At 30.5% G+C, this 24,928-nt stretch carries 17 protein-coding genes and 2 riboswitches; of the genes, 5 read left to right on the top strand and 12 right to left on the bottom strand.

What is annotated here, in order from left to right; translation table 11 throughout:
• Positions 1 to 121: 121 nt before the first annotated feature.
• Positions 122 to 2,002 carry an S-layer homology domain-containing protein gene (locus B5X81_RS21255; RefSeq protein WP_079494708.1) on the bottom strand — a complete coding sequence of 627 codons (1,881 nt, stop codon included), beginning with the start codon at positions 2,000 to 2,002 and terminating at the stop codon, positions 122 to 124.
• 237 nt (positions 2,003 to 2,239) lie between these two features.
• Between B5X81_RS21255 and B5X81_RS21250 the strand changes: the two genes are divergently transcribed.
• The 3 genes from B5X81_RS21250 to B5X81_RS21240 are packed head-to-tail and all read left to right on the top strand — an operon-like array spanning position 2,240 to position 5,897.
• Positions 2,240 to 3,337: a GerAB/ArcD/ProY family transporter gene (locus B5X81_RS21250; protein ID WP_079494706.1), complete on the top strand. Its 1,098-nt coding sequence runs from the start codon at positions 2,240 to 2,242 to the stop codon at positions 3,335 to 3,337.
• Entirely contained in the window at positions 3,318 to 4,454 is a 1,137-nt protein-coding gene (locus B5X81_RS21245) for a Ger(x)C family spore germination protein (protein ID WP_079494704.1), read from the top strand. Before B5X81_RS21250 ends, B5X81_RS21245 begins: the two co-directional genes overlap by 20 nt.
• Before the next feature lie 12 nt (positions 4,455 to 4,466).
• Entirely contained in the window at positions 4,467 to 5,897 is a 1,431-nt protein-coding gene (locus B5X81_RS21240) for a spore germination protein (protein ID WP_139380424.1), read from the top strand.
• A 54-nt stretch (positions 5,898 to 5,951) separates the two neighbouring features.
• On the opposite strand, the gene B5X81_RS21235 is transcribed toward B5X81_RS21240, so the two are convergent.
• The 11 genes from B5X81_RS21235 to B5X81_RS21185 form a co-directional block, all read right to left on the bottom strand.
• On the bottom strand, positions 5,952 to 7,628 hold the full coding sequence (locus tag B5X81_RS21235; RefSeq protein WP_079494700.1) for a diguanylate cyclase: 1,677 nt from the start codon (positions 7,626 to 7,628) through the stop codon (positions 5,952 to 5,954).
• A gap of 345 nt (positions 7,629 to 7,973) precedes the next feature.
• A complete protein-coding gene (locus B5X81_RS21230) occupies positions 7,974 to 8,444 on the bottom strand; it encodes an HAD family hydrolase (protein ID WP_079494698.1) in 471 nt (156 codons plus the stop codon).
• Positions 8,445 to 8,460: 16 nt separating this feature from the next.
• Positions 8,461 to 10,485: a methyl-accepting chemotaxis protein gene (locus tag B5X81_RS21225; RefSeq protein WP_079494696.1), complete on the bottom strand. Its 2,025-nt coding sequence runs from the start codon at positions 10,483 to 10,485 to the stop codon at positions 8,461 to 8,463.
• Between the two features lie 742 nt (positions 10,486 to 11,227).
• A complete protein-coding gene (locus tag B5X81_RS21220; RefSeq protein WP_079494795.1) occupies positions 11,228 to 11,962 on the bottom strand; it encodes an ABC transporter permease in 735 nt (244 codons plus the stop codon).
• A 1-nt stretch (position 11,963) separates the two neighbouring features.
• Positions 11,964 to 12,803, bottom strand: a complete 840-nt coding sequence (locus B5X81_RS21215) for an ABC transporter ATP-binding protein (protein ID WP_079494694.1) — start codon at positions 12,801 to 12,803, stop codon at positions 11,964 to 11,966.
• Positions 12,804 to 13,601: an ABC transporter ATP-binding protein gene (locus tag B5X81_RS21210; protein ID WP_079494692.1), complete on the bottom strand. Its 798-nt coding sequence runs from the start codon at positions 13,599 to 13,601 to the stop codon at positions 12,804 to 12,806.
• Positions 13,602 to 13,604: 3 nt separating this feature from the next.
• On the bottom strand, positions 13,605 to 14,642 hold the full coding sequence (locus tag B5X81_RS21205) for a FecCD family ABC transporter permease (protein ID WP_079494690.1): 1,038 nt from the start codon (positions 14,640 to 14,642) through the stop codon (positions 13,605 to 13,607).
• A gap of 163 nt (positions 14,643 to 14,805) precedes the next feature.
• The gene (locus B5X81_RS21200) at positions 14,806 to 15,846 is read right to left on the bottom strand and encodes an ABC transporter substrate-binding protein (RefSeq protein WP_079494688.1); all 1,041 of its coding nucleotides are present in this window, start codon (positions 15,844 to 15,846) and stop codon (positions 14,806 to 14,808) included.
• Positions 15,847 to 16,399: 553 nt separating this feature from the next.
• Positions 16,400 to 16,583: riboswitch (cobalamin riboswitch) on the bottom strand.
• Positions 16,584 to 16,829: 246 nt separating this feature from the next.
• Entirely contained in the window at positions 16,830 to 20,369 is a 3,540-nt protein-coding gene (gene nifJ, locus B5X81_RS21195; RefSeq protein WP_079494686.1) for a pyruvate:ferredoxin (flavodoxin) oxidoreductase, read from the bottom strand.
• A gap of 307 nt (positions 20,370 to 20,676) precedes the next feature.
• Positions 20,677 to 21,894 (bottom strand): class I SAM-dependent methyltransferase, encoded by a 1,218-nt coding sequence (locus B5X81_RS21190; RefSeq protein WP_079494684.1) that lies wholly within the window; start codon positions 21,892 to 21,894, stop codon positions 20,677 to 20,679.
• Between the two features lie 369 nt (positions 21,895 to 22,263).
• A complete protein-coding gene (locus B5X81_RS21185) occupies positions 22,264 to 22,764 on the bottom strand; it encodes a ferritin-like domain-containing protein (protein ID WP_079494682.1) in 501 nt (166 codons plus the stop codon).
• A gap of 316 nt (positions 22,765 to 23,080) precedes the next feature.
• A riboswitch (SAM riboswitch) is annotated at positions 23,081 to 23,187 on the top strand.
• A gap of 86 nt (positions 23,188 to 23,273) precedes the next feature.
• Between B5X81_RS21185 and B5X81_RS21180 the strand changes: the two genes are divergently transcribed.
• Together B5X81_RS21180 and B5X81_RS21175 are read left to right on the top strand one after the other, a co-directional pair.
• Complete coding sequence (locus B5X81_RS21180) at positions 23,274 to 24,278, top strand: methionine ABC transporter ATP-binding protein (protein WP_456298920.1); 1,005 nt, start codon at positions 23,274 to 23,276, stop codon at positions 24,276 to 24,278.
• A complete protein-coding gene (locus B5X81_RS21175) occupies positions 24,271 to 24,921 on the top strand; it encodes a methionine ABC transporter permease (protein WP_079494678.1) in 651 nt (216 codons plus the stop codon). The genes B5X81_RS21180 and B5X81_RS21175 overlap by 8 nt, the downstream gene beginning before the upstream one ends.
• Positions 24,922 to 24,928 lie beyond the last annotated feature (7 nt).

Here is a 24,928-nt window from a genome sequence, read left to right as displayed (position 1 = left end):
GATATACGTAGAATAAATATTTTTTTGGTACTTACAATATATATTATAGTTTATTTGACACACAAAAAAAAGCACTGATTTTTTCCAGTGCTTTTTTGTATATCTTAGTCTAATATAATCATTAGTCTAATATAACTATTCTGTAAGCTCTTATTTCTTCCACTTCATCATCATCTAAAGCAAGATATAAATTGTCATATTTTTCTAAATCAGATAAATCTGCTTTACGATCATTTATATATACCTTTACTTTACTTTCTAAATCATATATCTCTATTTCATCATCTTCCTCAATAGCTATTCGTCTTTTATTTTTATAAACATTTATTAGTTTACCATTTACCCCCACAGAACTATACTTTCTATCTACTTCGATTTTTTCAACTTCATCATTTTCTTCATCCATTATTATTTTAATTTCATCCCCTACCATTAAATCATCTAAATCGCCATCTTTATCTTTAAATTCCACCTCTACATCTGAATCTAAATCAAAGGAACGAATCTTTCTTGATACAAGAACGGATATTTCATCATCTTCTACTTCAATTAAAAAACCTTCATATATATCACTTTCCAGTTCTCTATCAACCTCTATATACTCTATTTCATCATCCTCATTCACTCTTATTTCAACTTCATCTCCTATTTCTATATCCTCTATATCTCCCTTTATATCATCTTCAAATATTACTTCTGTATCATTTGTTATATCGAATCTTTTATCTGTTCTTCCTACTTCTATTTCAATCCAATCATAACCATTGTCTATATTCTCTACTGTACCTTCATACTCTTTATATATTTCTCTATCTACTTCAATGTATAATGCTTCATTATCGTCATTTACCTTTATCTCTATTTCATCTCCTATTTCTATATCCTCTATATCTCCCTTTATATCGTCTTCAAACACTACTTCTGTATCTTTAGTTATATCAAATCTTTTATCTCTACTTCCTACTTCTATTTCAATCCAATCATAGTCATTATCTATATCTTCTACTCTACCTTCATACTCTTTATACAATTCTCTATCTACTTCAATATATACTGCTTCGTTGTCTTCATTTACTTTTATTTCTACTTCATCTCCTATTTCTATGTCCTCTATATCTCCCTTTACATCATCTTCAAATACTATTTTTGTATACTTGGTTATATCAAATTTTTTATCTCTTCTTCCTACTTCTATTTCAATCCAGTCGTAACCATTGTCTATATTCTCTACTGTACCTTCATACTCTTTAAGATCATCTTCATCAATATCATCATCATCAAATTTATCATCTAGTCTATCTATCATTACTGCCATTTCTGCCCTAGTTACTGTGTTCTGCGGTCTAAATGTTCCATCCTCATATCCTGTTATAATCCCTTCTTTATCGGCAATATAAATATATCCTACTGAACCTTGAGGTATAAATGAGGCATCTTCAAAATCAAGCTCTTCATCCATACGATCCTGGGCTTCATCTTCATATCCCAATGCCCTTACAATATATTTCGCCACTTCGTGACGTTTAGCTGGCTCATTTAATTTAAAGTATAATATATCAGCTTCATCCAATATCCCTTTTTCCTCTGCTAAGGCAACATAACCATATGCCCATTCCTGTAAATGATCTTTTATTCTTAGGCTTCTTTCTCCACTTCTAATTCTCAATCCATATTCTACTGCCTCTTCTTCCTCACCCATTACTCTTAGTGCCATAACTATAGCTTCCAATTTAGTCACTGCTTGTTTTGGTGCAAACATTCCATCTCCAACACCTTTTATTACTCCTTCTTCCACCATTTTTTCTATAGCATCTTTTGCCCATTTATAATCATTAATATCACTAAATTTCTTTGCAATACCTGGTGGAACAAATCCTTTTTTAGCTAATCCAGGTGGCAACTTATAACCTCCTTGATGCTTCCATGAATCAGCAAAGGCTGTTGAAAAACCTGTTGTCATAACTAAAGTTGTTACTAATGCTAATGTTACTATTTTTTTCATTATTAAAATCCTCCTTGTTTAGTTTCTGTAATAGCATACGACTATCTAATTATATTTCGGTACCTCTTTCCAAAAAATATTTATATATTTTGTCATTTATTACTTTTGTAAACATTTTGTAATTATATTGTAATATTTGAGTAATAATACTCTTTTATCAAATTGAAAAGAATTTTTTCTATGTATTATTTAACATGAAATGAAAATACTAGATTTATAGGTGGTGACTAGTAATAGATGAATAATACTCTTACGGATAGACAAATCGCTTTCATTTTATTTGGAATAGTAGTAGGGTATGGTATTATGCCAATGGCAAAAAACGTAGCAGAAGGTGCTGGTACTGGTGGCTGGTTCACTTTATTAATTGCCACAATCATATCAATAATATTTACATATATGGTTACATATTTAGGATATGTCCATAGAAACAAAACCATATATGAGTATAGTGAAATATTGGTTGGAAAGTTCTTAACAAAGATATTTATGATTATATATATTGTATACTTTTTTTTATTCTTCACTATAATAGTAAGGATGTCTAGTGAAGTAATTAGACTGACTATTTTATTAAAAACACCCGTATGGGTACTGTGTCTACTATTTCTAATAGTTGTATATTATGCTGTTTCAAGGGGAATTAGAACAATTGCAAGAATTTGTGAAATATACGGTTTAATGATTATTATATTTCTTTTGATTATACAAATATCAATATTTACCCAAGGAGAAATTGTTAATTTAAAGCCCTTTTTTGTAATAGATGATATCAAATTATATATTAGTGCAATTTCCACAATAATATTTCCATTTATAGGTATAGAAATACTTACTGTAATACCCTTTGATAAAAAAGAAAATAGCAAAAGATTATTTCTATATAATATTTTAATTATAGCACTTATAGGATTTCTATACATACTTGTAGTTCAATCTTGTATTTCTGTTATGGGAGTAGATGGAATCATTCTATACAAAGATTCTTTGTTAGCTACAATAAGGAGAATCGATATACCTTATCTTCAATTTTTTAGAAGATTGGATGGAATTTTTCTTCCAATATGGATTATATCCTTATTTTGTACTCTTATTTTAGCTGCATACGGATCGATTTTTCTAACTGGTAAATTATTTAAAAAATTTCAACATAAAAAAATTTTTTTTATTATTTTTACTGCTTCTTTTATTGTAGCTCAAATTCCAAGAACCATAAATGATATAGAAAAACTTTTAGATTATACTTCATATTTAGGGGTAATAGTTGTGGCACCAATACCAATTTTACTATTTATAGCAACGAAGGTGAAAAAATATGATGAAAAAAGCAAATAAACTATTAATACTATTAGTATTAACTTCATTTTTAACAGGCTGCTGGGATTATAAGGATATTAACATGAGGGCTATTGCCTTATCTATTGGTGTAGATTTAGCAGATAAAAATATAGAGTTTTCCGGAGAAGTTGCAAAAATATTATCTCTATCTGATATTCAACAAGAGAAAACTCATCTTTCCAATGTATACAATGTTTTATCATATGGTAAAACCTTTGAAGAAGCTCGATTAGATTATGATGCTAAAAATCCTTTGCAAACATTTTTAGGAGCAGCAAGGGTTGTCATCTTTGGTGAAAACTTTGCAAAGGAAGGAATAGAATCATATTTACATAGAATAGATTCTCTATACGATTATAGAAAAACCCTATTACCAGTTATAAGCCGTGATAGACCTAAGGATTTATTTGAAAAAAAAATAGTAAAAGATATTTCTGTAGGTTTCTTAATAGAAGATATATTAACTCAGCTAGAAGAAGATGGGGAAGCCTTGTACCCCTATATAAGCGAACTACTTTCAGATATATCCTTTGGGAAAATAGGATACCTTATTCCGTATATAGGAATAGAAAATAACTCTATTAAATATCTTGGATTGGCTGTAATGAAAAATTCTAAAATGATCGATGTAATTAAAATTGAAAATACATTTGGAATACTTTATTTATTATCAGAAAATCTAACCTTAGTTGAACCCTTTCCCAGTATAAATGATAAAAATAATACTCTTTCTTTTAGAACAAAGATAAAAAAAAGAAAAATAAAAACCGACTATAAAAATGAGCAAATTCTAATTAACATTGATTTAAGTTTATTTGCTGAGCTAAAGTATCAATATAGTATGCAGCCCGTAAGTAATGAAGATATTAAAAAATATGAAAAAGTAATATCAAAAAAAGTGTCAGACAACATTAATTCTATTATTGAAAAGGCTCAAAAAGAATTTCAATGTGATATTTTTAGATTTGCAAAAGAGTTTAGAGGTAATCATCCTAAAATTTACAAAAAAATAAATTGGGAAGATGAATTTCCTAATGCTGAGATCAATATAAATGTTGAAACTAAAATTAGAAATACAACTTTATCCGATACAAATGCAAGAAAAAAATATTAAAGGATGTATACTATGAATAATACTAACAAATTTTTAGATAAAATAGAGGAATTAAAACAAAAAAATTTGGATATATCTATAAGAAAATTATCCCTTGATAAAGTTGAAATTTATATATTATATATTCAGCAGCTTACAAATCGGGAAATACTTTCTTACAATATAATTAAACCTATATTGTTGAATAAATCCTGTACTAACATATCTATTGATAAATTATCAAGCTCTGTTATTTACATAGACGATATTAAGCTTGATGATGATGAAAATAAAATTATCGATTATATTTTGAAGGCTAATTCTATTATTATATCATCTAATGATAACAAGTATATAATAGCTAACACTATGAAAATAGAACAAAGAAAAATAAAATCTCCAAAAGTTGAAAGCACTTTAAGAGGAGCTGACGATTCTTTTAATGAAAACATAGACAGCAATTTATCTTTAATACGCTATAGAATAAAGGACATCAATCTTAGAATCGATAAATTCTATGTAGGTAAAAGATCAAAGACTAATGTCGTAGTTGTTTATATAAAAGATATCGTTAACCCTAAAATTATTAGTACGGTAAAAAGAAAACTTGAAAATATAAACATCGATGCTGTATTTGAATCAGGATATATCCATAAATTTATTTTAAATAATGCTTTTGATTTGTTCCCACAGGCCGGTATAGTGGAAAGGTCTGATTCAGCTTGTACTAATATAGTAAATGGGAAAATTTGTGTTCTAGTGGAAGGTATTAGTTTTTCTTTAATTATTCCTAAGACCTTTATAGAATTCTTAGATGCAAGCGATGATCATTATGACAATATATATATATCCGTTTTTTCTAAAACCTTAAGAATACTCTCTATTTTAATATCATTAACCTTATCTTCTTTATATGTTTTAGTAGTTGCCTTTGATCCTGATATTTTACCTCCTCAGTACATTTTGATAATAGCAACTTCACGGGCAACTGTTCCCTTTAATGCTGTGCTTGAAGCCCTAATAATGGAGTTTGTTGCCGAAGTCCTAAGGGAGGCTAGTATACGGCTTCCTCAACAAATTGGACCTGCAATAAGTATTGTAGGTGCTATTGTTATTGGTCAAGCAGCGGTTGCAGCAGGTCTTGTAAGTTCCCTTGTTGTTATAATAGTCTCATTATCTATTATGACTTCCTTTGCCATGGGAGATTATTCTATGGTTAATCCCATCAGAGTATTAAAGTACATTATGATATTATTATCTGGAGGTTTTGGAATATTTGGCTTTACCATGGGATTAATCTTAATAACTATAAATCTATGTTCTATGGAAAGCTTTGGTGTATCCTATCTTGCCCCCCTTACACCCTTTAACCTCAAAGATATAATAAATTTCTTCTTTAGTGATATAACTTTAGCTAAAAAAAGACCAGAGTTTTTGCATACTAAGGATAAAACCAGACAATAAAAGAAAGTTATCTGGTCATGCTTTAGAAGTCTTAAGTTCATAGCTTTAAGCCCTTTATAAATAATTCCCTTTATTCTCTATGGCATCTATGAAAACTTCAACTATCTCTGGATCAAATTGAGTTCCACTACATTTTTTTAATTCAGTTAAGGCTTCATTAAAACTCATACTTTCTTTATAAGGTCTATTGGAAGTCATAGCATCAAAGCTGTCTGCCACGCTTAATATTCTAGTAAGATAAGGTATATCATTCTCCTTTAGATTTTGTGGATATCCTTTTCCATCATAACGTTCATGATGATACAAAATCAATGGTATTACCCTTTGTAAAGATGAAACTGATTTAATAATTTCCACACCATTTTGAGGATGCTTCTTTATTAGATCCCATTCTCCAGGAGTCAATTTCATTCTTTTATTTAATATTTCCATTGGAATTTGTATTTTCCCAATATCATGTAAATAAGCTCCGTATTTTAATATTTTTTTATCATCTTCAGAAAGATTTAATTTTTCTGCTATCAATTGTGTATAGATAACAACCCTTTCAGTGTGCCCATAAGTATATTTATCCTTTGCATTTATTACACTTATTAAAGTTTTTATTGAGCTTATTAAATCTATATGTTCTTCTTGAATATCCTCCTTCAGCTCCTTTAATATTGAATGATAGCCTTCAACTCTGTTCTTATTAAAAAATTTTGCTCTATATAATGCATCCTCAGCTCTATTTATCAACTCTTCTTTATTTTTAGCTTTATCAGGATAACATGATACTCCTACAGAAACGGTAAGATTACTATTAGGTAAATCTTCTTGTCCCTTAAAATAAGTATTCTCTATATCCTTTCTTATTGCTTCACCAAAAACAATAGCATTATCTTCATCTAAATTATGAATAATTACTGCAAACTCTTCCCCACCGTATCTTGCTCCTATATCTTTATTGCTTAATTTAGACTTTATTATCTGACCTATTTTTTTTATGACTCTATCTCCGGCTGTATGTCCATAAATATCATTGTATCTCTTAAAATAATCTATATCCATAAATAATAGAGAAACAAACTGACTATTTTTTTTAGCATTTTCAATTTCCCTCTCAATAGCTCCTTGAAAATATCTATGGTTATATAATCCAGTCAATTCATCCTTATTTCCTAAATCAATAAGCTGCTTTCTATATTTTTTTTCTGCTTCCACATAATATCCTAAAATCCAAGCAGTTAACAGAAATATCCCTGCTAAAAAGAGATCGGTTTGAAAATAATTACAAATACTACTACTTGTCTGAATTTTTACCATATCTATAATCAATATAATTGCTGAAGATATTGAGGCAATAATTAACCCATAAGTTTTTCCTAATTGAATGGTAGTTGTTATGATTAAAAATAAATACAAAAACTTGTACTGACTAAAATTATTATTTGAAATAATTACCAATAATGAAAAAAGTGTCATATAAAAAATGTTTTCTAAAACATATTTAAATGTTGAATTATAACAATTTTTATTGCTTTTATTCCAAATTTTATAGATTAGAAATAAAATAGCACATACACTAATCAATATAAAAGCTCCAAATTTTATAATACCTTCTGTTTCAATTATTTTACTTGAATAATACTCAATAAAAAACACTATAGCGCAGAAAAATAATGCTATTAACTTAACAATTAGAACTATTTCATCAATCTTTTTTCTCCTACTATATTCAAAGCTAAGCATACACAACACCTATCTCAAATAAAAATTTATTTACTAGTATATTTATTCTATAATACTATATGGTAATATTCGACAATTTAACAAAAAAACCTTCCTATTTTAACAAATTATTCAATATTGCTTTCCATTGAATTTACCAAAACGCTTGAAAAAGCTGCCTTTTAAAAATACAGCTTAGTTGAGACTTGAAAATTCGTGACTTAAGTCCTAAGGTCTTTCCCCGTTTAAAATAGTCTTAAAGTCAGAATAATTCATTCTTTTTCTTGTTTCTTATCTCAAAAATAAAGAAACTGCAAACAAATCCTAGGTTTATTTGCAGTCAAATTTAAGCAAATGTTTTTAATATTACTTTCTAAGTGTGGCAATCATTCGCTTCTTATTTGTTATCATATCAAAAATATCTTTAACATCCTTTATTATTATATCACTTGCCAAAAGGGCTTTAGACGAAAGTCCTTCCTCACCCAATATCCCAACTCCTATTACGCTTTCCCTGAGCATAAGTTCATCATTATTACCATTTCCTACAGCTATTGTTCTTTCAAAGCCCAATTCTTTTACAAGATTAAACTTATCCATAGAACCATTTTCTTTGGATATTATTTTAATTTCAACATCTATATCCTTAAAATTCTCTCTAACTGTTCCAAAGGTATCAGCAGTAATAATATATGGCTTAACATATTTAGATATTTCTATAAGTCTCTCTTTTATTCCATCTATTAATCTTCCATCTACAGCTAAAGTTCCATTGTAATCAAAAATTATATTATCAATATTTATCTTTTTATAACAAGGAATATTTAATTCTATCATAACTTATCACTTCTTTTTATATCTTAAATTTATTTACTATTTTATTTATATCACCGGCTGATTTAAGTTGATCTTGGGCAATCTTAGCTACTTCTTGTATTGCCTTAGTTATCTCTATAATACTCTGTGCAATTTCATTTGAACCTTCAGCAGATTGTTCAACAGTGGCGGTTACTGCTTCAAGGTTTGTGCTAATTTCATCCATCGAAGCCGATATTTCTTCTGAAGTTGCTGCAAAATCTGTTACTAAATTACTAAAGGCCTGTGAATCCTTCATATATTGTTTACCTGTATTTTCTAGCAGTACATAATCTGAGCTGATTTTTTCATCAATAAAATCCAGTATCCCTTCAGCATTTTCAGATAGTCTTTTTACCACTCCTTGAACTTCATCTATAATCGGCTTAATATTAAGTACTGTGTTAGAGGATTCTTCGGAAAGCTTTCTTATTTCTTCTGCAACAACTGCAAAGCCTCTTCCCTGTTCTCCGGCTCTAGCAGCTTCTATGGCAGCATTTAAGGCCAATAGATTTATCTGCTCTGTTATCTCTGATATTGCATTTGACATACTCTCTATTTCCACTACAACTCTACTTTTCTCTACAGCTTTTTTTATTTGACTTTGTTTTTCCTTATACATATTATCCATAATTCTTCTGGATTCTATGGCGTTTTTTTCCATGTTTTCTGCTCTTTTCCCTATTTCATCTGCCAATATATTTCCTTCTTCAGCCCTCTCGCTAAGCTCTCTAGTTGCTCTATTTATTTCATGGAAGGATGCATTTACCTCCTCAATTGAAGCATTGTTTTCTTCCATTCCCGCTGCTATTTCTTCAGCGGTTGCGCTCATATTTTCAGTCTGAGCTAAAACCTCCTCAGTAGTGGCAGAAAGCTGATGACTTCCTTCATCTAATTGATTGGTGCTTTTGACCGCTTCTTTAATGAGACCTTTAAAATTTGTACTTATTCTATTAAATGCCCCAGCAAGAATACCTATTTCATCATTACCTTTGATAGTAACTTCCCTAGTTAAATCTCCTTCAGAAATATAACCCGCATATTCTGATAACCTATTTAATGGTTTAGTTATTTTACCTAAGAACAATATTATAAGTAAACCTGCCACTAAAAACAGTGTAATCAATATGTATACAGAATTTACAATAATTTCTTTAATTCCCATCTGAATATGTTTTAGAGACATTCCTACTTTTAATGCCCCTATATGGCTTCCATTATTATACAATGGCACTAAAACATCTAAAACCTCTTCATTTGTTTCTTTGTTAAATCTTTTACTGGAGTAATTTTCTCCATTAATTGCTGCAGCTTTGCTTCCCTCATCTTCTAAAATTGAACCGATTTTGTCTGGATTGCTATGGGCTATGGCCTTTAAACTCTTATCTAATATAATTGAATATACTATATTTCCGTTTTGTGACAATTCTTCTATAAGATTTTGTTTATCAAAGGCCTTCTCTATTTCATTTATTTCTTCTGCCCTTATTCCTACCTGAAGTATTCCTCCATTTTCAAGGGCAATCCCTCCATATTTATAAAAATATTGATCCGTTTCACTTTTTCTGACGTCCTCTATTATTTCTGTATTTTGCCCTGTAAATAGGGAATTTGCATTGTGACTTTCAGGATAAACCCATCCTAAGTTATCTTTTAGGTTTGAATATATAATTTCTCTATTTTCATTTGCGATATTAATTTCTGCAACACCGGTTTTTTCTTGTACCTTCTTTAGATATTCATTTGATACATTTTCACTTTCAGATATTATTTGAGCCACTAATCTAATCTTATCCTCAAATTGTTTTTCTAAAACTTCAATAGCTTTCTCGTTAGTTTCAATTTTTTTAGCCACCTGATCCACAACAGTAAATATGCTATCCTCTAATTGACCTTTCATATGTTTATTAATTGTATATCCCGATATAATTGTCATTATAGAAAGAGCAAGTAACATAGATATTAAAGACAATGCCGTAATCTTTATTCGCAGAGAAACTCCTTTTACATTTTTCTTGGACACTACTATATCCCCCTTGTAGATTTTGTCTAATAAAAGAGGAAATTACATAATTACCTTCTGCAAAAACTATCTGATACGTATAATTTTGGAGTCTTCAAAAACATCCCATATATCATATATATTATGGAATTTTGCCAGGTCATAATTATGCAATTTCCTCAAATAATATTTATTCCCTATTATACCACAATTTCTAAAATATAATCAGAATATGTTCCATTTTGCTATTTTATAAAATAACCAATCTTAAAATATTGTAAATTTCATAGAAAAAGTATAAGGAAATTCATTGTTTCAATAAAATTTATATGTACAATATTTTGTAAAACAACACTTTAAATTCCATATAACAAGTCATAAGTCCTATATACAATTAGTTCTGAGGTTCCTTATTTTTTTTACAAAAAAATACTATAATAAAAGCATCATTTTATATAATCTTTACATTATTTAGAAAATTACATAATTACCTCCTATAAAAACTAATATACTATGCACTTATATCTATTTATAAAATGATGCTTTCATTATTTAAAATATCCTCCTTTTTAATTTCAATAGATTTAATTCTCCCTTATTTTATAAAAAGAAAAGGTCAGAAATAAGTATTTCTAGACCTTTTCTTTTTATGAAATCAAGTTTATTTTTCACAGCTTTTCTTGTAATAATCCTTCATTTTTAATGTATTCTATTTGCAGAAGAAAAACACCTTATTTTAGAAGGTTTTATTATCTCTTCTTATCTATTCTATTTCTCTAAAGCTTGCCATTACTCCAAGAAAATAAAATGCTATTAAATATAATGCCAATACAAATATAGATATTAAATTTAGTTCCCCACTTAGCGCAATTCCTCTAAGACTTTGACTAGCATGGGTAAGGGGAAGAAGATTTATTAAAAACTTCACTCCATGGGGCATTCTATCTAATGAAAAAAAAGTCCCACATAGAAAAGTCATAGGAACAATAACAAAGGTGGTAAATCTGTTCATATCATAGTGACTATTTATTACCATAGCTGCAAAATAGCCAAAGGCTGAAAACAAAAGACTGTTTAGCAGGCATACTATAATAAAAGCTAAATTTATTTTTATATACACCCCAAACAAATATGAAATCATTAATATAATTGCAGCAGCATACATCCCTCTAAGTCCACCGGCTAAAATCTGACCCAATGTTAAAAGGTATATGTTTACCGGTGAGGTTAAATAGTATTGGAAGCTTTTTTCATGTATCTTTGAAATATTTATTCTTATGGATACGGCATTGAAACTAGTATTCATAGTTGATAATGCTATAATTCCCGGTATAATAAAATACATGTAATTGTGACCTTCTACCGTTACATTCTGTCCTAATCCCCAGCCAAAGGCTATTAAATATAATAAGGGACTCATAATAGCTGATGAAGTTATTTTTATAAATCTTCTTTTAAAAAAAATAAATTCTCTCCATAAAACTGTTATTACTTCCATTTTAAATAACCTTCCTATTTGTAAAATTGTAAAATACATCTTCAAGGGTCGTTTTCCTTATTGTAAATTCAGTTTTTATATTATTTGAATAAATTCTTGCCTCTTCCATTGATTCAAAATATTTGTACTCCGTTTTATCTTCTTGGTTAAAATATTCTAATGTATATTCTCCCAATAATCTTTTTAAATTTTCAGGTGTATCATAATAAAAAATCCTTCCATTATTCATTAGGGACACACTATTGCATAGATAGTCTGCTTCCTCAATATAATGGGTAGTTAAAAGGATTGTCTTTCCCTGTTTTTTCATACTCTTTAATATATCCCATATTTTTCTTCTTGAATTTAAATCTATACCAACGGTTGGTTCATCAAGAAAAATTACTTGAGGATCATTTATAAGGGCCTTTGCAATCATAAGTTTTCTTTTCATGCCACCTGAAAGCTTATTAGTCTCCCTATCCTCTATCTCTTTTAATTCAACAAATTCCAGTAGCTGATCTATCTTTTCTGATGCCTTTCTTCTGGGAATCTTAAATATTTTTGCACTAAATATCAAATTTTCCCTTACTGTTAATTCCTTATCTAAATTAGTATATTGGGGAACAATTCCTATCATCTTTTTAAGTTTATTATTATTCCTGTGGACCTTCATATTATTTATTAATATTTCTCCTGTACTTGGCTTGGCAAGTCCTATAAGCATTCTTATTAAAGTTGTCTTACCCGCACCATTTGGCCCCAGCAAGGCAAAAAAGGATCCCCTTGGTATTCTAATATCCACATTATCAACGGCAGTAAAATTACCATACTTTTTAGTTACACCCTTTATTTCTATCATCTAATCCTCTCCTTTAAGAGCTGTAACTTTTCTAGGTATAAAATAAGGGCATTTATTGGATGAATCTTCAAAAATATCCGCATCTATCCGAAAAACCTCCCTTAAGAATTTCTGGGATATAAGATCATGGGGCTTACCACAGCTAAATACACGCCCTGCCTTTATTGCAAATATCTTATGGGAATAACGGGCAGCCTGATTTAAATCATGAAGAACCATAATTATAGTAAGTCCAAGGGTTTCATTAAGCTCCTTGACTAATTCTAAAACTTCTAGTTGATATGATATATCTAAAAAAGTTGTAGGTTCATCTAAAAGTAATATTTCTGGCTTTTGGGCCAATGCCATGGCTATCCATGCTCTTTGTCTTTCTCCACCGGATAAAGCATTAAGATTTCGGTTTCTAAATTTTTCCATACGTGTTTTTTCTAAAGCCCACTCTATTATTTCATAATCCTTATTCTTAAATCTTTGACCAAAATTCAAATGGGGAAATCTTCCATAGCTCACTAAAGTTTCTACAGTAAAATCCTCGGGTATATTTCTTACTTGAGGAAGAATGGCCATCTTTTTAGCAATTTTTTTAGTATCTAGCTTGTGAATATCCTCACCATCAAGATATATTCTTCCCTTAGTAGGCTTTAAATATCTTGATAATGATTTTAAAATTGTTGACTTACCACAGCCATTTGGACCTATTATTGTAACAACTTCTCCCTTTTTTATATTAATATTTAAGTCCTTAACGATTTCGTTTTTACCATAGCTTAAACATACATTTTTCGTATTTAATATCATCTCTTAACTTAATCTCCTTTCCCTTAAAAGATATAGGAAAAAAGGTGCTCCAATCATGGCCATAACTATACCTACAGGAATCTCTACAGGATCAAATATGACTCTTGCCAAGGTATCACAAGCCATTACAGTTGCCGCTCCAAGTATAGCAGCAGCTGGAAATAAATACCTATAGTCAGAGCCTATAATTAATCTTGCTGTATGTGGAACTATTAAACCAACAAATCCAAGAAGCCCCACAACACTAACAGCACTTGCCGCAAGCAGAGAAGCAAATACAATAAATAGCAGCCTTGTTCTTTCAACATTAAGTCCCAGCCCGGTAGCAATTTCATCTCCAAGCATTAATATATTCAATCTCTTTGGAAAAAGAAAAGTAAGTGCTATACCTAGTAAAGCATAGGGCCACAACATATTAAAATGAGGCCATGTTCTTGCAGACAGACCTCCAACCATAAATCCTATAACTCCAGGAACACGATCGGGGAAAAATGTCATTAGAGTATTTATTCCAGCACCCAATAGAGAAGAAACCGCAACCCCGGCTAAAACCAGTCGCATAGGTTGAACCCCGTTTCTCCAAGCTAAAGCATATATTAATAATGTTGATAATAGAGCCCCTACAAAGGCTCCTAGGGGTACCAGATAATAGTACTGGGGAAATACTATATATATCATAAAAGCCATTAAGCCTGCACCAGAAGAAACTCCAATAATATTTGGAGCTGCCAGGGGATTTCTCATAACCCCCTGTAATATAGAACCTGAAAGAGACAAGCATATGCCAACCAAACCGGCTACTAATGTTCTGGGAAGTCTAATATTCCATATTATTTGATGTTTAACCGTATCCTTTTCAATAAAAATAGCTTTTATAATCTCTTTGTTTGAAATATCTAAAGAACCATTACCAACACTTATCAAAAAACTAATTATACATACTAACAATAAAAAAATAAGTATCATTACTTTTTTCCAATGACTTTTGCCCACATCTATTTTTTTAATTTCTTTTAATTTGGCACTTTTAGCAGATACCATAGAAATCATCCTTATTTTATAATGTTGTTTTTAAAATAATCTCCTAATTTTAAGTAGGATTATTTTTATAGGATAAAATTGCTTTTTCCCTAAGGCTAGTAAATAAGTATTCTGTTTTCTAAGATACCCTAGGGAGTTAGTATTTGATTTGATAGTGAGTTATTTACTTAAACACTTCAGGATATAATATTTTGGCTAACCCTTCATAGGCCTGTGCATATTTTGCATTTGGTTTATATAGATATAAATTTTTTGGTAAAATTATATATCTGCCTTCCTTTACAGCTCTTAAAGATCCCCAGGCAGGATTTTCCTCAACATCCTTTATAAGTCTATCCTTTATTTTCTCTATATCTCCCATTGTCTGGACCAATATAAAATCTGGATCCCTTTCTAATACCTTTTCCATGCTGAAAATCTGCATTTCTTCATCGGTTAATTTAGCATCATAGGCAATATTCTTTGCTCCAAGGTCTTTTAGCATATCTCCAACAAATGAATTTTCAAGCTTTACACTAACTCCCTTTGCAGTTGCAAACATCAATAAGACACTGGGCTCTTTTTCCTCTGGAATTTCTTTTAAAATACTATCTATTTTATCCTTTATTTTTATAACCTTTTCTTGATACAGGTCTTCCCTATCAGTTATAGCAGTAAATAATCTCATAGCATAGGAGTACTCCCGAAAATTATCATAACTTATAGCTATAAATGGTATATTATTATTTTCAAATAGAGGAATTAATTCTCCTTGGCCCTTCATATCCTGTCTAAGGATTACTAAGTCCGGCTCCATTTCAAGTATTTTTTCCACATTAGGTTGAGTCATTGTTCCAACTTCCTCAGCGTTTTCAAATGCTTTTGGTATATTACTGCTGCTTTTTAGCCTTCCAACTATTTCTCCGCCAGCTTCATACCATAAATCTAAATAGGATGCATAAAGTCCTATTACCCTATTGGGATTTTTCTTTATAGTAATTTTTTCACCTCTGCTGTCAACAAAAGTAACAGTTTCCTCAGTAACTTTTATCTTTTCATCGAAATAGGTCTTTGATACTTCTTTTCCATCTTGATTTTCCTCATTTGTTTCCTCTGTTAAAGCAGTTTGGTCATTTTTCTCAGTATCTACTTCTTTTTTTCCCCCACAGCCTGTAAATACTGATAATGTCATAGCCAAAATCAATACCATAAGTATCCTTTTCATTTTTATTATCCCCTTTCCAGTAAGTAAATCTAATTTAAACTGTTATGCCAGTAAATCAAGTGTTTATTTTTAAATGTAATTTAAAGAGTGTTAATATTTTCTTTGAATGATGTCTATAAACCTGTTTCTGTATCCACCACTACAATTTTTTTGTTTCTTTCATCAATTGACTTTACCTTTATTTTGCATAATAAAAGACTCCTTTCGGAGTCTTTTAAAGAAGTAAGTTTTAATTATAACTTAGTTTATATATAGATTTCCCATAACAAAACCTAATTTATGTATATCAAAGTATCTGGTATTTCTGAAGATTTTTGATATGCATAAATTAACTGTTTTGCTGGAATATCTATAGTGAAACAAATTGAAAAATTAATTTATACATGAAAAAATCGTAGAAACACTCTATATTTTAAAGATATATAAATTAAAGTTTGACATTGTTTCATTATAATAAAAAAAGCTCTATCAGAGCTTAATTATATCTTATAATGCTAAAACCTTCATTAAAATCTTAGCTAATATAGATACTTACTTCCCTCCGAAATAATGATATTTCAAAAATATACAGGCAGGTTTCCTGACTCGTATTTTAACCTACTCCCTTCCCTTCCCAGTTTCCCAGTGGATATTTTACGGTTTCGTCAATACTTACAGTAGCGGGGGCTGTGTCGGGCTTTCACCGATCTTCCCTTTTAACCTTTAGAAACAAAGGCACCTATATACATCATAATCCCTATTAAATTTTTCATATTTCATACTCATATTGCTTTGACAATTTACTATTATATTCGTAAGATTCTCAAGTGTCTATAATCAATTATAATATATATATATTACTTTATCAATAAAACCTTATAAATAATACGTGCTGAAATTTTATAATTTTAATTTGACAAAATTACATAAAAGAATATAATTATGCAAGTTTCTCAAATAAAAAAACTGAGAAGCAAATTAATATGCTCCTCAGTTTTAATATTTTAGTATTTCATTTCAGCCATACGCTTGTAAGTTTGATATCTTTCTTTAGCATCTTTTTCAGCTTCTTCAAAAAGAGTAGCTGCAACTTCTGGGAATCCAGATTCAAGAGCAGTGTATCTTACTTCTCCTCTTAAGAACTCAGCAAAATCTGATTTTGGTTCTTTAGAATCTAATGTAAATGGATTTTGTCCCTCATCTTTTCTTCTTGGATCAAATCTCCATAGATGCCAGTATCCAGCATCAACTGCAAGTTTTACTCTCTCTTGAGATTTGCCCATGCCTGCCTTTATACCATGGTTTATACATGGAGCATAGCAGATGATTAGAGATGGTCCCTTATAGCTTTCAGCTTCTACTAAAGTCTTCATGAATTGGTTGTTGTCTGCTCCCATACCTGCTTGAGCTACATATACATAACCGTATTGAGCAGCTATCATACCAAGATCCTTCTTCTTAACTCTCATACCAGCAGCAGCAAATTTAGCTGTAGCAGCTGTTGGAGTAGCTTTAGAAGCCTGGCCTCCTGTATTTGAGTAAACCTCAGTATCAAATACTAAAACATTTACGTCTTCTCCAGAAGCAAGAACATGATCTAATCCACCGTAACCGATGTCATAAGCCCATCCGTCTCCACCAACAATCCAAACAGATTTCTTAACTAGATGGTCTTTCTTCTCAATTATTTCATCAATTATTTCTTTAGCTTTTCCATCAAATTTATTTCCTTCAATAGCTGCAATTACCTTAGCTGAAGCTTCTTTTGATGCTTCACCATCATCCATTGCTTCAATCCAAGCATTAAATGCTTCTTTTACATCAGCTGAAATTTCTAATTTTAATGCTTCTTCCATTAATAACTGAAGTTTTTCCCTCATTTTCTTAGAAGCTATTGCCATACCATAGCCATATTCAGCATTATCTTCGAAAAGAGAATTCGCCCATGAAGGTCCTTTACCTTCTGCATTTTTACAGTAAGGTGTTGTAGGAGCACTTCCACCCCAGATAGAAGAACAGCCTGTAGCATTTGCTATCATCATTCTGTCACCATATAATTGAGTAACTGCCTTCATGTATGGAGTCTCACCGCAGCCAGCACAAGCACCTGAGAATTCAAATAGAGGCTGTGCAAATTGACTTCCCTTTACAGTAGTCTTAGCCATAATATTGTCTTTATATGTTACATTATTAGATGCATAATCCCAATTAGCAATTTGCTCTTCTTGTGTAGAAAGAAGCTTCATTACCAATGCCTTACCCTTTGGAGCTGGACAAACATCAGCACAGTTCCCACAACCTACACAATCCAATGTAGAAACCTGTATTCTATACTCAAGTCCATCCATGCCCTTACCTATAGCCTTCTTAGTTTTGAATGATTCAGGAGCATTTGCTCTTTCTTCTTCATTTACTAAGAAAGGTCTTATGGCAGCATGAGGACAAACATACGAACATTTATTACATTGTATACAATTATCTATTTGCCATTCTGGCACATTTACTGCAATACCTCTTTTTTCATGGGCAGCTAAACCAGCTTCAAATGTTCCATCTTCAATACCTTTGAATGTTGAAACTGGAAGATCATCACCTTTTTGAGCATTCATAGGTGTTAAAATCTCTTTAACAAATCTTGATCCTTCAACAGCTGCAGCAACTTCCTCTACAGATTCTCCAGACCATGAAGCAGGCACTTCTACTTTTACTAAAGCTTCTTTACCCTTATCAACTGCTTCATAATTCATATTAACGATTTTCTCACCCTTCTTACCATATGTCTTAGCAATAGCTTCTTTTAGATATTCCATAGCTTTTTCTTCTGGAATAACACTAGCTAAAGAGAAGAAGGCTGATTGCATTATCATGTTTATTCTATTTCCTAAACCTATTTTTCCTGCTATATCATAAGCATTAATGATATAGAATCTAATATCATTATCTGCAATATATTTTTTAAGATTTGCTGGAAGGTGTTCATCTAATTCTTCCGGACTCCATTGAGTATTAAGCACAAAAATTCCGCCTTTTTTAAGGCCTTTTATTAAATCATATTTATCCACATAAGATTGGTTATGGCATGCAATATAATCAGCCTCATTTATAAGATAAGTAGATCTTATTGGCTCTTCACCAAATCTTAAGTGAGATACTGTTACTCCACCAGATTTTTTAGAGTCATATGAAAAATATCCTTGAGCATAAAGATCAGTTTTATCACCAATAATCTTTATAGCACTCTTATTAGCACCAACAGTTCCATCGGAACCCAATCCCCAGAACTTGCAGCTCTTTGTACCCTTTCTTTTAGTAACTACTCGTTCACTAACCTCTAATGAAGTATGGGTAACATCATCTTTAATTCCTAGTGTAAATCCATTCTTAGGCTCTTCTTTTTTAAGCTCATCGAATAACCTATTAATTTCAGATGGGGTAGTATCCTTTGAACCAAGACCATATCTACCACCAACAACCACGGGAGCCTTTTCTTTACCATAGAACAGCGTACGTACATCTTGATATAATGGCTCTCCTAATGAACCAGGTTCCTTAGTTCTATCAAGTACAGCAATCTTTTGAACTGTGCTTGGTAATACATCAAAGAAATATTTTTCTGAGAAAGGTCTGTAAAGACGAACTTTGATTAAACCTACCTTTTCTCCCCTAGCCATTAAATAATCAATTGTCTCTTCAGCAGCTTCCACAACAGAACCCATAGCAACAATTATACGCTCTGCATCTTCTGCACCATAATAGTTAAATGGCTTATATTCTCTACCGGTAACCTTGCTTATTTCCTTCATGTAATCAGCTACTACATCTGGAACTTCTTGATAGAATGTATTAGAAGCTTCTTTAGCTTGGAAGAAAATATCTGGGTTTTGAGCAGTACCTCTAGTAACAGGATGCTCAGGATTTAAAGCTCTTTGTCTAAATGCTTTAACAGAATCCCAATCAATTAATTTAGCAAATTCATCATATTCAATGAGCTCAATTTTTTGAATCTCATGGGAAGTTCTAAATCCATCGAAGAAATGTAAAAATGGAACTCTAGTTTTAATCGCAGAAAGATGTGCAATTCCACCTAAGTCCATAACTTCTTGAACTGATCCAGATGAAAGAATTGCAAAACCAGTTTGTCTTGTAGCCATTACATCTGAATGATCTCCAAAAATTGAAAGTGCATGGGTAGCCAAGGCTCTAGCACTAACATGGAATACGCCTGGTAATAGTTCTCCTGCAATTTTATACATATTTGGTACCATTAAAAGTAATCCTTGTGAAGCAGTATATGTAGTAGTCAATGCTCCACCTTGTAGGGAACCGTGAACAGCACCAGAAGCGCCAGCTTCAGATTGTAATTCTGCCACCTTAACTGTCTGTCCAAAAAGATTTTTCTTTCCATTTGCTGCCCATAAATCTACAAATTCAGCCATCGGAGATGAAGGTGTGATAGGATAAATTGCTGCTACATCAGTAAATGCATATGAAACATAGGCAGCAGCTGTGTTTCCATCCATTGTTTTCATATTTTTCTTTGCCATTATTTTGACCCCCTTATTATGTAAATATTTAAAATAATCCACATTACACTTTTAAGTATAGTATACAATATACACTTAGTCAATGGCATGTTTTTCACAATTTATATACAATTATACAAATAGTAATACATCTTGTAGATGCATTGGTAGTTGTAAGTTATAAGTTCTAAGTTCTAAGTTTTAGAGTCAATTTCTATAAGCTATTTATATTTTAAAAAACTATATTAGAACAGAATTCTTAGGCTGATTCACATAAAAAATCTCAAAAACATGAACAGTTTTAAGATATATAAACTAAGATTTCATATTATTTGCTTTTTATTACTTCACAGCTATTACTAAAATCTTTGAACTTAAAACTTATAGCTCTCCTAAAGTTTTCTCCCATTGCCTTTTCTAAATAAGGATTAATATTACAAAATTCTTTAAACTTCTTATACTGATTTACAGATTCTTCATTTACCTTTCCAGTTTTAAAAGCCCTTATGAGGATATTTTTAGGTGTATGCTCCATATCTATAAACTCAAGAATTTGAACTGAATATCCCATTATCTCAAGAATATTTCCTCTTATGCTATCTGTTATAAGACTTGAAAGTTTCTCCTTTATTATTCCATGCTTTTCTAAAGGATGCATCACAGGATTATGAATTTTATTAAATAATTCATGCTGGCAGCAGGGAACAGCTAAAATTACATCTGCATTCCAATTCACTGCTTTAACAAGAGCATCATCAGTTGCTGTATCACAGGCATGTAGAGATACTACCATATCCACTTTTTCAATATTTTTAAATCCCTTTATATCTCCATGTACAAACTTTAATCTGTGATAACCAAGATCATCAGCAACTTTATTACAAAAACTTATAACATCCTTTTTTAAATCAAGTCCAATTATATTAATATCTAACCCTAGTTTTTCTACAAGATAATAATATAAAGCAAATGTAAGATAGGATTTTCCACATCCAAAATCTATTATATTTATAGTTTTTTCTTTGTTCAAATAGGGAATACAGTCTGAAACCATTTCTAAAAACCTATTTAATTGTTTAAATTTATCATATTTTTTAGGCAAAACCCTTCCCTCTTTATTCATTACACCTAAATTAATTAGAAAATCATAGGGATTATTTTCCTCCAATATATAATTTTTCTTTCTATTATGACTCAAACCCTCTTTTTTTCTTGTTGGTGATTTTTTTAATATCTTTACCTTTCCTTTCTTACTTATTAAAATCTGATAGTCTGCATCTGTTGTATATATAACTATTTGTTTAAAATATAACTGAATTAAGTTGTCTAACTCAGTTATAGCTTCATGGGCTTTGAAATTATTATGAATTACTTTTTTATCATAATGATATGTAATCTGAAATAGTAATTCATTTTTAATAATTACCGGCTTTACAGAAGCTCTATTAAAGGTCTTTTCACTTTTTTTCCTCACATTACTAAGCACAGCATATATAAGCTTTTGATCTTCTATTATTTCACTGAATAAATCTAATACATTTTTCATAAATTCTCTCCTGATATAATTTTATTTATATAGATATACGCCAATAAAACTTAAGAAAGGAAGTGGCCTCTGAGTTTTCCTTCCCTGCGATTTTTATAACGGTTAGGAAATTATAAACTTACTAATTCTTCAAATAAATATAATTTTCCTTATGTGTTTCATCAAAATCTACATTTAAAAACTATGAAGAAGATTTTGATTAATTCTTGTTGGATTGAACGTTCTTTTTATTAATTTTCAGAATCACATATCTATATAGAGTTCTACCTGAACCTCTATATTATCCCTTCAGTTCAAAATTGTAACATAAAAGGAGAGCTGTTAAAAGTCATTTTAGGCATAATATGGAAATATTGAGATGTATTATTTTTATAAGTTTTCAAACCTTGCAAATTCTGGATCGGAGTCCACAGTTTTAACTGCTCTTTCCCTTTCCGGCTGCCTTACAAAATCTAAAATATTCTCAATAATTAATTTATGCCTTTTTTCTTCATCGGCTAAGCTTCTAAAGACTTTCTTTTCACCTTTGTTTTCACTTTTCTCATACTTATCTTCATATAGTCTAATACTTTCATCCTCTAAATTTAATGCATGTTCATATGCTTTTATTGCGGTAGAACTTAAATTAAACTTTTGATCCGTACATAACATTTTAGAAAAAATATTGTTGGCATTTTTTAAGGTTTCTGATTTAATATGTTTTGTATTCATATCTTTCATATTCTTAATTATTCTATGGTGCTCCTCTTCGTCCTGGGCAAGCATTTTAAATATCTTCTTGAGCCCTTCATCTTCTGCACTATTCATTAGCTTCTCATAATATTTTTTCCCATCAAGCTCCATCTTCATAGCAAATTCATATATATTCATAAATATTCCTCCTAAAATTATTCTTTAATTTATTATTACCCAATTAATAGAGAAAAAAATTAAAATCAATATAAAGCTAAAAATTTTTTTTCCTATGAACTATTAGATATAAGCTGTAAAACTAAAGAAACTCATTATTCCCAATAAAAAAATAATCATATCTATAAATCTGTAAAATTTTATAACATATATCTACAGCTTATATTTCTATGCATTTTTATAAGCTTTTCTATAAAAATTTATGCAATTTCTCTATTGACAAAATAGTTAATTGATTTATAATGTATACATGTCATAAAAAATTAAATATCACGATATCTTATCCAGAGTGGCAGAGGGACTGGCCCTATGAAGCCCGGCAACCGGCATATTTAAATGTATCGGTGCTAATTCCAGCGATATTTCTATATCGACAGATGAGAAAATATATATTTTAAACTCTTTCACTGTCGAAAGGGTTTTTTTAATTTTATTTAAATGGCTATAGTGATATTTCAAAAAATAAAGAGGTGAATCAATTGATTAAACTAAATAACCTTACCAAAATTTATAAAAAAGGAAACCATGAGGTAGTTGCCTTAAAGGATATATCCTTAAACATAAATAAAGGCTCTATTCATGGAATAATAGGTCTAAGCGGAGCAGGTAAATCCTCTTTGATTAGATGTATAAATAGACTTGAAGAACCTACAAGCGGAGAAGTATGGATTAATGAAGTAAATCTTACCTCATTGAATAGTAAGGATTTAAGAAATGCAAGAAAAAGAATCGGTATGATTTTTCAAGGCTTTAATCTTCTATCAAGCAAAACGGTTTTTGATAATATTGCATTTCCTTTAAGTTTATCAAAAACCCCAGAAGCTCAGATTCAAAAAAAGGTAAAATCTTTACTTGAGCTTGTAGAGCTTACAGACAAATCTAATTCTTTTCCATCACAATTAAGTGGTGGTCAAAAACAAAGGGTAGGTATAGCTAGAGCCCTAGCCAATGATCCTGATGTATTACTATGTGATGAAGCTACTTCTGCTCTAGACCCTAAGACAACTAAACAAATTTTGACCCTGCTTAAAGATATAAATAAGTCACTAGGTATTACAATAGTAGTTGTTACCCATGAAATGGATGTTATAAAGGAAATATGTGATTTTGTAACAATATTGGAAGACGGAAAAATTATTGAAGAAGGTAGTACAATAAATATTTTCTCAAAGCCTGGAAATGAAATAACTAAACATTTTGTTGAAAGTAGTAATTATATACCTGAAGAATTTAAAAAAGGTATAATGCTAAATCTTTCTTTCATGGAAAATAGCGCTCAAAAACCGATTATATCAAAATTAGGAAAGGATTTTAACGTTGAAATAAATATTTTGTCCGGCCAAATTGAATATATTCAAAATCAGCCTCTGGGCAAATTAACAATAGGTATTGATAATGTATCTAATAAATTAGAAGATATTATTTCATATCTTGAAACTAACAATGTGAAAGCTGAGGTGATTACAAATGAGTGATTTATTAGAGCTTCTTATACCATCGCTTATTGAAACATTATATATGATAGGACTATCGGCATTGTTTACAATAGTACTGGGTCTTCCCCTTGGAATAATACTAGTGGTTACAGAAAAAAATCATATAATGCCTTTTCCTACATTAAATAAAATTTTATCTACAATAATCAATGTTATAAGATCATTGCCTGCAATAATACTTATAATTTTAATTGCTCCATTTGCAAGTTTAATAGTTGGAACTTCCATTGGAACTACAGCTGCCATTGTTCCTCTAATTGTCGCTGCCACTCCTTTTTTTGCCAGAGTAGTTGAAACTTCTTTAAGAGAAGTAGATTGGGGAATTGTTGAAGCATCAATGGCAATGGGAGCTTCGCCCTTTCAAATTATTACTAGAGTTTTAATACCCGAGGCGATGTCATCCCTTGCTCTTGGTATTACTATAACTCTTATAAATATCTTAGGATATTCTGCAATTGCAGGAATATTAGGAGGTGGGGGATTAGGAGACCTGGCAATCAGATATGGTTATCATCGTTTTAAGACAGATGTTTTAATAGCTGCCGTAATTGTGCTCGTTGCCATAGTCCAAATTATGCAATTTTTAGGAAATAGCTTATCAAAATCATTGAATAGAAAATAGGAGGAAA

This window comes from Maledivibacter halophilus (genome assembly GCF_900167445.1).
Taxonomy (GTDB): domain Bacteria; phylum Bacillota; class Clostridia; order Peptostreptococcales; family Caminicellaceae; genus Maledivibacter; species Maledivibacter halophilus.
This window is presented reverse-complemented; position numbering and strand designations above follow the sequence as displayed.

Coding starts and splice junctions, on each gene's coding strand:
- B5X81_RS21210 (WP_079494692.1), bottom strand. CDS start 13,601: ATGATATTAAATACGAAAAATGTATGTTTAAGCTATGGTAAAAACGAA.
- nifJ (WP_079494686.1), bottom strand. CDS start 20,369: ATGGCAAAGAAAAATATGAAAACAATGGATGGAAACACAGCTGCTGCC.
- B5X81_RS21190 (WP_079494684.1), bottom strand. CDS start 21,894: ATGAAAAATGTATTAGATTTATTCAGTGAAATAATAGAAGATCAAAAG.
- B5X81_RS21235 (WP_079494700.1), bottom strand. CDS start 7,628: ATGCTTAGCTTTGAATATAGTAGGAGAAAAAAGATTGATGAAATAGTT.
- B5X81_RS21200 (WP_079494688.1), bottom strand. CDS start 15,846: ATGAAAAGGATACTTATGGTATTGATTTTGGCTATGACATTATCAGTA.
- B5X81_RS21240 (WP_139380424.1), top strand. CDS start 4,467: ATGAATAATACTAACAAATTTTTAGATAAAATAGAGGAATTAAAACAA.
- B5X81_RS21205 (WP_079494690.1), bottom strand. CDS start 14,642: ATGGTATCTGCTAAAAGTGCCAAATTAAAAGAAATTAAAAAAATAGAT.
- B5X81_RS21220 (WP_079494795.1), bottom strand. CDS start 11,962: ATGGAAGTAATAACAGTTTTATGGAGAGAATTTATTTTTTTTAAAAGA.
- B5X81_RS21215 (WP_079494694.1), bottom strand. CDS start 12,803: ATGATAGAAATAAAGGGTGTAACTAAAAAGTATGGTAATTTTACTGCC.
- B5X81_RS21185 (WP_079494682.1), bottom strand. CDS start 22,764: ATGAATATATATGAATTTGCTATGAAGATGGAGCTTGATGGGAAAAAA.
- B5X81_RS21250 (WP_079494706.1), top strand. CDS start 2,240: ATGAATAATACTCTTACGGATAGACAAATCGCTTTCATTTTATTTGGA.
- B5X81_RS21175 (WP_079494678.1), top strand. CDS start 24,271: ATGAGTGATTTATTAGAGCTTCTTATACCATCGCTTATTGAAACATTA.
- B5X81_RS21255 (WP_079494708.1), bottom strand. CDS start 2,002: ATGAAAAAAATAGTAACATTAGCATTAGTAACAACTTTAGTTATGACA.
- B5X81_RS21230 (WP_079494698.1), bottom strand. CDS start 8,444: ATGATAGAATTAAATATTCCTTGTTATAAAAAGATAAATATTGATAAT.
- B5X81_RS21245 (WP_079494704.1), top strand. CDS start 3,318: ATGATGAAAAAAGCAAATAAACTATTAATACTATTAGTATTAACTTCA.